6 protein-coding genes and 2 pseudogenes are annotated in these 7,092 nt (G+C 63.3%); 4 read left to right on the top strand and 4 right to left on the bottom strand.

Annotated features, from left to right (window positions below; translation table 11 throughout):
- Window positions 1-8 precede the first annotated feature (8 nt).
- Together CK206_RS18305 and ccsB are read left to right on the top strand one after the other, a co-directional pair.
- Window positions 9-599, top strand: a pseudogene (locus CK206_RS18305) (cytochrome c biogenesis protein ResB); the annotation flags it as partial.
- On the top strand, window positions 596-1,633 hold the full coding sequence (gene ccsB / locus CK206_RS18300) for a c-type cytochrome biogenesis protein CcsB (RefSeq protein WP_173674857.1): 1,038 nt from the start codon (window positions 596-598) through the stop codon (window positions 1,631-1,633). The pseudogene CK206_RS18305 and the gene ccsB, both read left to right, overlap by 4 nt.
- 306 nt (window positions 1,634-1,939) lie before the next feature.
- Here the strand turns inward: ccsB and CK206_RS18295 are convergent, their stop codons facing one another.
- The 3 genes and pseudogenes from CK206_RS18295 to CK206_RS18285 all read right to left on the bottom strand — a co-directional run bounded on the left by CK206_RS18295 (window position 1,940) and on the right by CK206_RS18285 (window position 4,559).
- The gene (locus tag CK206_RS18295) at window positions 1,940-2,500 is read right to left on the bottom strand and encodes a cadmium resistance transporter (RefSeq protein ID WP_096907561.1); all 561 of its coding nucleotides are present in this window, start codon (window positions 2,498-2,500) and stop codon (window positions 1,940-1,942) included.
- A 131-nt stretch (window positions 2,501-2,631) separates the two neighbouring features.
- Window positions 2,632-4,032: pseudogene (locus CK206_RS18290) on the bottom strand (IS1380 family transposase).
- A 167-nt stretch (window positions 4,033-4,199) separates the two neighbouring features.
- Complete coding sequence (locus CK206_RS18285; protein ID WP_096907563.1) at window positions 4,200-4,559, bottom strand: helix-turn-helix transcriptional regulator; 360 nt, start codon at window positions 4,557-4,559, stop codon at window positions 4,200-4,202.
- A 216-nt stretch (window positions 4,560-4,775) separates the two neighbouring features.
- On the opposite strand from CK206_RS18285, the gene CK206_RS18280 reads away from it, so the two are divergent.
- Both CK206_RS18280 and CK206_RS18275 read left to right on the top strand, forming a co-directional pair.
- Window positions 4,776-5,135, top strand: a complete 360-nt coding sequence (locus CK206_RS18280; RefSeq protein WP_096907560.1) for a helix-turn-helix transcriptional regulator — start codon at window positions 4,776-4,778, stop codon at window positions 5,133-5,135.
- Window positions 5,132-5,731, top strand: coding sequence for a cadmium resistance transporter (locus CK206_RS18275; protein ID WP_096907559.1), 600 nt, complete (start codon window positions 5,132-5,134; stop codon window positions 5,729-5,731). Before CK206_RS18280 ends, CK206_RS18275 begins: the two co-directional genes overlap by 4 nt.
- Before the next feature lie 244 nt (window positions 5,732-5,975).
- Here CK206_RS18275 and CK206_RS18270 read toward each other — a convergent pair whose 3' ends face one another.
- Window positions 5,976-7,043 carry a hypothetical protein gene (locus tag CK206_RS18270; RefSeq protein ID WP_143337782.1) on the bottom strand — a complete coding sequence of 356 codons (1,068 nt, stop codon included), beginning with the start codon at window positions 7,041-7,043 and terminating at the stop codon, window positions 5,976-5,978.
- Between the last annotated feature and the right edge of the window lie 49 nt (window positions 7,044-7,092).

The following is a 7,092-nucleotide window of genomic DNA, read 5'->3' as shown; positions in this document are numbered from 1 at the left end:
CGTGATCCAAGGGCTCTTTTGCTCCGACCGCACAGTTTGACGGCAACCTCCTATCCTCTAGGTTCCCCTCGATGACCGATCCGGCCGTCGCGATCGATGTTCTTCGGGGCGACACAGGACTCGACTCTGGGCAACCTCAGTCAGTGTTCTCCCTCGACCCGGCGCTCATCGAGTCCGGCGCTCTAGAACGCGAAGCCCGCGTCAATCTTCGCCCGGGCGAATCAACCGAACTGCCGGACGGCACAACGGTGACATTCGACGGAGCCGAGGAATTCGCCAACTTCCAGGTTTCCTACGATCCGGCACAAAACTGGGTCGGCATTTTCGCTCTCACGATGGTGGGAGGGCTCGTGCTCTCACTTCTGGTGACCCGTCGCCGCCTCTGGGCGCGCATCACCACCGCGCAGGACGGCAGGACCGTCATCGAACTGGGCGGGCTTGCCAAAACCGATCGCGCGGGGTGGGGTCGAGAATTCGACATCATCCGCGATCGGCTGACGGACGCGGCGGCCTCCACGCCGACCAGCATGAACGACCAGGAACACTCGAACGGCACGGCGGCAGCCGCCGGCGCCCCAGGAAGGGACAGGAATCAATGATCGTCCACTCTTTGGCACAGCGAGTGCTCGCTGAAGTGCCCATCGACGAGACGTTATCGTCCTACAGCGACACGACTTACCAGACCGCGTTCGCGCTCTACGCGGTGGCTATGATTGCGGCCATCGTCTACTACGCGATGTATCGAGAGCCCCGCAGTACCACGCACATGTCAGCAGACGTTCGCCAAGCAGAATCTCAGGAGGCGCCGGACGGTACGGTGCTCGTCCGTTCGACGTCACTTACCGGAAGCGGCGAGGAAGACAAACGCTCGGACCGCGGCACCAGCTGGGCGAAAATCTCCCTGCTATTCACCTCAGCCGCCTTCCTTTTCCACGCCGCTTCAGTGCTGCTTCGAGGGCTCGCGACAGACCGAGTGCCGTTGGGCAATATGTACGAGTTCATCTCGTTCACCTGCCTGCTCGCGATTGGCACATCGTTGGTCGTGCTGCGAAAACCAGCGCTTCGCACCGCCTGGCCGTTTGTTCTTGCGCCAGTTCTGGTTCTGCTCTTCTTTGGTGGGACGAGTCTGTATTCAGATGCGGCACCTGTCGTACCTTCGCTCCGCTCATACTGGCTGCCTATACACGTGTCGATTATCGGCCTCGGCGCGGCACTGTTCCTCCCGTCCGGAATCGCCAGCATCCTGTACCTGTTGCGCACGTGGCAACCAAAGGGCCAAGAACAAGGTCGATTCGCAGGCCTGGCCAGGCCACTCCCGGGAGCGGAGGTACTCGATCGCGTCGCCTATCGAACGGCGATCATTGGCTTTCCCATCTTCAGTGTCGGAATCATCCTCGGCGCAGTATGGGCAGAAGGAGCCTGGGGCCGTTTCTGGGGCTGGGACCCAAAAGAAACGGTCAGCTTCATCTCGTGGGTCATCTACGCCGGCTACCTGCACGCGCGCAGCACCAGCGGATGGGGACCAAAACGAGCGGCGTGGATCAATATCCTCGGTTTCGCAACCACCGTGTTCAATCTCTTCTTCATCAACATCGTCGTCTCAGGCCTGCATTCCTATGCCGGACTGAACTGAGTCAGACCCTGTAAACCTCTAGTCCGGTGAGGGAACCTTGTACGATCCGCCGCGCCCTTCGCCCACCGCTCGGGAGTCCCGCAGCCTTGAGCCAATGGGGCCACGTCACCAGCGCTACCTCCGAGCTCGCCGAACTCGCAGCCCGTGGGCAAATGATGCCTTTCGCCACCGACCGCTACATGGAGACTTCGGTCGCCTCTGACGTCAGGCTGCTTACTCCCAAACGAGTTGGTGCGCTCCGGTGTGGAGTTGGCCTCTCGGTGGCGGCCTTCTGTGATTGTTCACTTGCGGCAGGGAAGAGCGCCGTTAGAGTCCGAAAGCTCCGCCGCTGATCAGAATGAAGACGCCCAAGCCGATCAGGACAATCGGGAACAGGATGTGCTCCCAGCGCTCCAGGACTTCGGCGATCGGCCGGCGGGTGGCGACGAACTTGGCCAGGCCCACCAGTCCTGCCACCAGCACTAGGAACACGACGCAGTAGGCGACCACGGCTCCCGGGCCCACGTTAAGAAAGACGGGGACGTAGACGCCGATGTTGTCTCCGCCGTTGGCGAAGGTGACGGCGGCCACGGTCCACACGGTGACGTTCTTGCCGTCGATTTTTGCGTCGTCGTCATCATCGTCCCCGCGCCAGGCCTGCCACGCGGCCCATAGTCCCAAGCTCAATGGGATCAGTCCGAAGTAGGGGATGGCCCCTGGGGGCAGGAAGACCCCCGCGCCCAGGGCGACGAGTACAGCGGCGCCGAGGATGCCGACGAATCCGAGATACTGGCCGGCCAGGATGCGGGTAGTGGTGCCGCGTTGGCCTGCTCCGCGGGCGAAGAACAGTGAGAGGACGATGATGTCGTCGATATTGGCCCCGCTGATTCACGGGCCGGTGTGACTGCTGCTGTCGGGTGACGGCGGGCTTGTTTTCGCGTAAGGGCGTGCGGGGGTGCCGGCTGGCGCTGCCGGTGGGCGGGTCTCCGGGTGGTGATGTCGAGGGCGGGCAGGTGAGATCAGGCTGGTTTGGGGATCGCGGCGATCTTGTTGAACGCGGCGACGATGGCGGTGGCCCAGGGCCACGTTTCGGGGATCTTCACCCGGCGTCGCCGGCCGCTACGGGTCAGCCGGGCTGCGACGTGCAGGAAGCGGTAGCGCAGCGCTTTGGGCTCGCACAAGGCCAGAACCGCAGCCTCGCCGGTACAGGCCAGCATCCGTGTCCACGCCACCAGATCTGCGGCGAGCATCACCGCCACCAACCAGGCCTGGTTGAGCGCGAACTCGCGTGAGGGCAGACGGCCAAGACCGGTGTCCTTGGCGTGACGGATCCGGTCCTCTACCCGGGCGTGCGCCCGATGCCGTGCTTCAAGAAACTGCAGTTGCCCGGTGGTGGTGTTGGTGGCAAACGCCTGGTAGCGCCACCCGTCGATCTCCTCGAACATCGACAACTGGGCGCCGGGGTGGGGTCGTTCGCGGCGGACGATGACCCGCATCCCGTCTGGCCACTTGGCGAGCATCCCGGGAGCGAGAAATCCGGTCAGCTCGGCAACCTCGGCCCCGTCCCGGATGTCACCGGAGGGATTGAGCGCTGGTCCCCACGCGGCCTCGGGGCAGGTCACGATGGCCCGGCGAATCGGGGCGGTGATGGAGAACCCGACCGAGTACTCCACCCGTCGACCACGGACGCGGTTCTGCTCGGTGATCCAATCCAACAGGTCGTGAGAGGCGCCGGCGCCGTCCGAGCGGATCAGCAGGTCACGCCGGTGAGCAGCGGGGATCTGCGCGATTGCCTGGCCCAGGACGTCGATGTGGTCGGCAGCGGTGTTGGAGCCAGCATTGCCCGGGCGCAAGCTCGCGGCGAGAAACTCTTCTGTGTTGTCGCATCACACGCCGATCGGGTGGTAGCCGAACGTGCGCTTATACGTCGGAGCTGCATGTTCCTTCTCGCTGTGGGTGACCACGATGGTGGCATCCACATCGAGCACGACCGTCGATCCCAGATCCCGCCCCGCACACGCCGATGCGGGCACCCCGCCGGGCAGGTGCGACCACACGTGCCGCCGGGTGCGGGCACGCGCGACCTGGATCTTCTTGCGCTTGCCGGCAGTGACCTCATCGAGCGTGCGCCACACCGTCGGCGCCGACGCCACTGGGCCCAGGGCGCCGGACTGGTGGCGCAGGACGCCGATGTCGGAGATGGACTCGCCGCCATCGGCGAGCATCACCGCGGTATCGATCAGCACACGGCCGCGGTCGTGGATCGGGATAAATTGTCGGCGAGCCATGGCCCCTGACAGCTCGGCGGTCAGACCGACCTGATCAGCCAGAAGTCGAGGCGCGATGGCCCCGGCGTGGGCGATCACCCCGACACCATCAGCAGTAACGGACAGACCGGCCGACCACGAAGTACGCTTCACCTACCGAGTGCTTTCTGCTGGAGAACATGGAACCTTAGACAAGTCCCAGTTTCCCCTGTTCAGGAAGCACTTCGGTCTATTTTCGCCCAGCGATCCGCAGATCCCCGTGAATCACCGGGGTTGGTGGCGATAAACAGGCCGATCGCCTGGAGTGCCGAAGTTAGGGATCACGCGCCTGAACCCGCATCGCAACAACCCGGCACTGAGCAGGAGGGATCCAGGCAGGGGGCGTTCTCGTTGACGGCGAGGGTGACCTCAACCAGGGAGGCCAGTGACTGCGCCAGGTGCGGATCCGCGATTTCATACCGGGTCTGGCGGCCTTCGGGCGCGGCGACCGCGATCCCGCAGTCGCGGAGGCACGCCAGATGGTTCGACACGTTCGACCGTGTCAGCTCCAAGTCCCGGGCCAGCTCCGCCGGGTAGGCCGGCCGCTCGAGCAACGTCAGCAGTATCCGGGACCGCGTCGGATCGGCCATCGCCCGGCCTAAGCGGTTCATCACATCCACACGAGAAGCAATAATCAGCACTTGCTGAACTATACAGTGAACGATGAACTGCACCGAAGGCGACTTAAGAACCTACAGGTTGTCAAGACGACTTAGTGAGACTCCGGTGGGTGCCTGTAGCGCCAGGAAACCTGTTCAAAACTGGCCGTAGTCCTGGACGAGATTAAGTGTCTTGACAACCTTTAGGTTTTTAAGGCGCTGTCCCAACAGTTCAGCAGACGCTGTATAGTTCAGTAAGTGCTGATTATTGTTTCTCGTGTGGATGTGATGAACCGGTTAGGGCGGGCGATGGCCGACCCGACGCGGTCCCGGATACTGCTGACGTTGCTCGAGCGGCCGGCCTACCCGGCGGAGCTGGCCCGCGATTTGGAGCTGACACGGTCGAACGTGTCGAACCATCTGGCATGCCTGCGCGACTGCGGGATCGTTGTCGCAGTGCCCGAAGGCCGCCAGACCCGGTACGAGATCGCAGACCCGCACTTGGCGCGGTCGCTATCCTCCTTGGTCGAGGTCACCCTCGCGGTCAACGAAAACGCCCCCTGCTTGGAGCCCGACTGCTCAGTGCCGGGTTGTCACGCCACGGAGGTGCAGGCGTGATCCTGTCCTCGGCCCTGCAGGCGATCGGCCTGTTCATTGCCACCAATATCGACGACATCATCGTCCTGTCGCTGTTTTTCGCCCGCGGAGCAGGCCAACGCGGCACCACCGCACGCATTCTGGCCGGCCAGTATCTTGGCTTCGTCGGCATCCTCGGCGCCGCAGTGCTCGTCTCCCTGGGCGCGGGAGCCTTCCTGCCCCCGGGGGCCATCCCTTACTTCGGGCTGATCCCACTGGGCTTGGGACTGTGGGCCGCGTGGCAGGCCTGGCGCGGGGACGATGATGACGACGACGATGCAAAGGTCGAGGGCAAGAACGTCACCGTGTGGACCGTGGCCGGCGTAACCTTCGCCAACGGCGGCGACAACATCGGCGTCTACGTCCCCGTCTTTCTCAACGTGGGCACGGGAGCCGTAGTTGCCTACTGCATCGTGTTCCTGGTGCTGGTGGCGGGACTGGTGGGCCTGGCCAAGTTCGTCGCCACCCGCCGACCGATCGCCGAAGTCCTAGAGCGCTGGGAACTTATCCTGTTCCCGACTGTCCTGATCGGCCTGGGCGCCTTCATCCTGATCAGCGGCGGAGCATTCGGACTCTGACAAAACCGACGCAAACCCCACCACGCACCCGTGAGCCGCCGACTCACTCTAATTCTTCCGGCCAGAACGCCCGATTGGTACGTCGCCGCCAAGAAGTAGCCACAGAAGACCGCCACAGAGCGATCAAGTCCACACGATGACCGGCGGCAACTCGTCCCGCATGGGTGTACCTCACAGAGAAGGTGCAGACGGTGCTACGGAGACGCCAGCCGCAACCCGGGAACTCGTGCGCTCAAGCGCGAAGTCACCCGGCGTTGCGGACCAGCCGAACCCTCAGGTATTCACCCGAGCGGCCCTGGCATGCTTCAACCGTTGTCACTTCCCAGCCCAACCTAACCGCTTCAGGGTGCAGTTCGGCACATACTTTTCCGCTGGCGATAAGTGCAGACCCAGTGAACTCAGTGACGTCGGGAACGTTGGCGGTGAAGGTGTACTCCTCGGCAGAGATGCGTAGTTTGATCAACCGGTCGTTCAGATCGTGCTCGCCCGTAAAGAACTCCGATCCCCACGGAAACCGGCTCGCCGGAAGTGGGGACGGATCCTCGGAAAAGAATGCTTCAAGCTCCGAACGCCACTGCTCGCGAGGAAGCGCGTCCAGTCCCACGTCCGCGACAAACTCGAGGTCCCATCCGACGCCTGCGTACAGGTTCTTTCCACCGTCCAGCAGTGCATACCGTGCGCGCTTCCCGGAGTCCTGGAGCCAAGACACATACCAACCGGCTTCGTACTGGTGCTGACCGATTGCACCAAGCCGCGAAGCCTGTTTCCGCTGCGGGGCCCGATCCTTCGGAATGAACCGGACAACCCCGCTACTGCCCGCAATCGCCGTCCTCACTGCTTCGACAAGCGCATCGATGGCAGCGACGGTCACGTTGACGCTTTCCGTCTCGACGTCAAAAGGACCGATGGCGCTCCCTTCCCCCAGCCCCAGCCGTAGACGCACCAGCGTCCAACCAGCCTCAGCCATGAGCCGGTTTCTCTTCTCGTCGGCAGCTCGCTTCTTGTCGTGGCCAGCCGGCCCATCCGGCGACCCGGTCGGATCGACCTCAATGGCAACACGGTGCCCCTTGAGGATGAGGTCCGGTGTGAGAATCGGCCAGTAACCAGCTTCTGGATCCAACCCAGCCTGAACACCGTGATGAGGGTCGAGAAGTTCGATTCCGCGGCCCTGCAACATTGTCCGAACTCGCTCCTCCACCTTCGAAGAGTGAACCCGCTTTCGCGGCATGATTTCGCCAAGTGGATACTTACGCGTCGCGGCCCGCCTGGGTGCAGGCGCCGCGTGGTGTCCGGCATCGAGTTCTTCAACCATGGGTAGTCTCCGATCACTGAGCACCAGACTGAACTAGTGCGACCGCTGC

The organism is Dietzia sp. WMMA184, assembly GCF_002441635.1.
Lineage (GTDB): Bacteria > Actinomycetota > Actinomycetes > Mycobacteriales > Mycobacteriaceae > Dietzia > Dietzia kunjamensis.
The sequence above is the reverse complement of the archived record's forward strand: the minus strand, read 5'-3'. Positions and strand labels throughout refer to the sequence as shown.

Excerpts from the sequence above, each read along its gene's own strand:
- ccsB (WP_173674857.1), top strand. The coding sequence starts at position 596 with ATGATCGTCCACTCTTTGGCACAGCGAGTGCTCGCTGAAGTGCCCATC.
- CK206_RS18270 (WP_143337782.1), bottom strand. The coding sequence starts at position 7,043 with ATGGTTGAAGAACTCGATGCCGGACACCACGCGGCGCCTGCACCCAGG.